The sequence below is a fragment of the Brucella haematophila genome (assembly GCF_005938105.1).
Lineage (GTDB): Bacteria > Pseudomonadota > Alphaproteobacteria > Rhizobiales > Rhizobiaceae > Brucella > Brucella haematophila.
In genome coordinates, this window is sequence record NZ_VCPE01000043.1 from 1 (window position 1) to 2,500 (window position 2,500).

Below are 2,500 nucleotides of genomic sequence, written 5' to 3' on the forward strand. Positions count from 1 at the left end.
GTTTTGGTTGCGGGGGCAGGATTTGAACCTGCGGCCTTCAGGTTATGAGCCTGACGAGCTACCGGGCTGCTCCACCCCGCGATAAACTTTGTGCGCACCGAGCTTAAGCCGGTTTTTGTTTGGTTTTCCGTCCTCGCCGGCTTTGCCGTCTGCGGTCGGAAGGTGCCGCTCCACCCCGCGCCAGGGTGTTTATTTTATAACCGGTTGGGTATTTTTAGCGTTTTACGCGTGTTTGGAGTGTTTTGTATGGTTTTGAGAAGATGATTTGGTTTGTGTGCTTAGCAGACCTGGCAGCGACCTACTCTCCCGCATCTTAAGATGAAGTACCATTGGCGCTGGAGCGTTTCACGGCCGAGTTCGGAATGGGATCGGGTGCAGCCGCTCCGCCATAACCACCAGGTCGGCGAAGAACACAAATTGAGAAGCTGGATTAGGGCAGTAAGGCATTAGGGGAATAGGGCAGTATGTTTAGGCTGCGCCTGTCCTTTGCCTTCGTGCTTTGTCTTTCTGTGCAGGCGATGGTTAAGGGCTTTAGGCAAACATATTGCCTTACTGCCCTACTGCCATATTGCCTTCATCATCGAACGTTGTTCGATGGATATTGTAAATGGGAGTGATCAAGTCGATCGAGCTATTAGTACCGGTAAGCTGCATGCGTTGCCGCACTTCCACACCCGGCCTATCAACGTGGTGGTCTTCCACGGCTCTGATAGGGAATACTCGTTTTTAGGTGGGTTTCCCGCTTAGATGCCTTCAGCGGTTATCCCGTCCGTATATAGCTACCCTGCTATGCCGTTGGCACGACAACAGGTCCACCAGAGATACGTCCATCCCGGTCCTCTCGTACTAGGGACAGATCCTATCAATATTCCTACACCCACGGCAGATAGGGACCGAACTGTCTCACGACGTTCTGAACCCAACTCACGTACCGCTTTAAATGGCGAACAGCCATACCCTTGGGACCTGCTCCAGCCCCAGGATGCGATGAGTCGACATCGAGGTGCCAAACAACCCCGTCGATATGGACTCTTGGGGGTCATCAGCCTGTTATCCCCGGCGTACCTTTTATCCGTTGAGCGATGGCCCTTCCACGCGGGACCACCGGATCACTATGACCGACTTTCGTCTCTGCTCGACTTGTCAGTCTTGCAGTCAGGCAGGCTTATGCCATTGCACTCGACGAACGATTTCCGACCGTTCTGAGCCTACCATCGCGCGCCTCCGTTACTCTTTAGGAGGCGACCGCCCCAGTCAAACTACCCACCATACACGGTCCTGGACCCGGATAACGGGCCGCAGTTAGACATCCATATAGGCAAGGGTGGTATTTCAAGGATGACTCCACAATGGCTGGCGCCACTGCTTCAAAGTCTACCACCTATCCTACACATGCCGACACGAATGCCAGTGTAAAGCTATAGTAAAGGTGCACGGGGTCTTTCCGTCTAACCGCAGGAACCCCGCATCTTCACGGGGAATTCAATTTCACTGAGTCTGCGTTGGAGACAGCGGGGAAGTCGTTACGCCATTCGTGCAGGTCGGAACTTACCCGACAAGGAATTTCGCTACCTTAGGACCGTTATAGTTACGGCCGCCGTTTACTGGGGCTTCAATTCAATGCTTGCACATCTCCTCTTAACCTTCCAGCACCGGGCAGGCGTCAGACCCTATACGTCGTCTTGCGACTTCGCAGAGCCCTGTGTTTTTGGTAAACAGTCGCTACCCCCTGGTCTGTGCCACCCCCACCTAGTTGCCTAAATGGAGGTCACGCTTCTTCCGAAGTTACGCGTGCATTTTGCCGAGTTCCTTCAACGCAGTTCTCTCAAGCGCCTTGGTATTCTCTACCAGTCCACCAGTGTCGGTTTAGGGTACGGTCTATATGCAGGAGCTATTTCCTGGAACCGCTTCGCTGCAAGATCAATCCAATAAGACCTTACAACACACGCGATCCGTCACTACCTGCAGGCCCACGAATATTAACGTGGTTCCCATCGACTACGCCTTTCGGCCTCGCCTTAGGGGCCGGCTAACCCTGCTCAGATTAACTTTAAGCAGGAACCCTTGGACTTTCGGCGAGGGAGTCTCTCACTCCCTTTATCGTTACTCATGTCAGCATTCTCACTTCCGATACCTCCAGGATGTCTCACGACTGTCCCTTCACAGGCTTACGGAACGCTCCGCTACCACGCACATACGTGCATCCACAGCTTCGGTGTATGGCTTTAGCCCCGGTACATTTTCGGCGCAAAGACCCTTATTTAGACCAGTGAGCTGTTACGCTTTCTTTAAATGATGGCTGCTTCTAAGCCAACATCCTGGTTGTTTTGGGATCCTCACATCCTTTCCCACTTAGCCATAACTTAGGGACCTTAGATGGTGGTCAGGGTTGTTGCCCTCTTCACGACGGACGTTAGCACCCGCCGTGTGTCTGCCCAGTAGTACTCCCCGGTATTCGGAGTTTGATTAGGATCAGTAAGACGGTGAGTCCCCATAGCCC

1 tRNA gene and 2 rRNA genes (1 of these 3 cut by a window edge) are annotated in these 2,500 nt (G+C 53.2%); all 3 read right to left on the minus strand.

Annotated elements, in window-relative coordinates:
- Positions 1 to 4: 4 nt before the first annotated feature.
- Positions 5 to 81 (minus strand) — tRNA-Met (locus FGI60_RS26025).
- Between the two features lie 204 nt (positions 82 to 285).
- Positions 286 to 400 (minus strand): 5S ribosomal RNA (rrf, locus tag FGI60_RS26030).
- Between the two features lie 213 nt (positions 401 to 613).
- Positions 614 to 2,500, minus strand: a 23S ribosomal RNA gene (locus tag FGI60_RS26035); it runs 926 nt beyond the window's last position.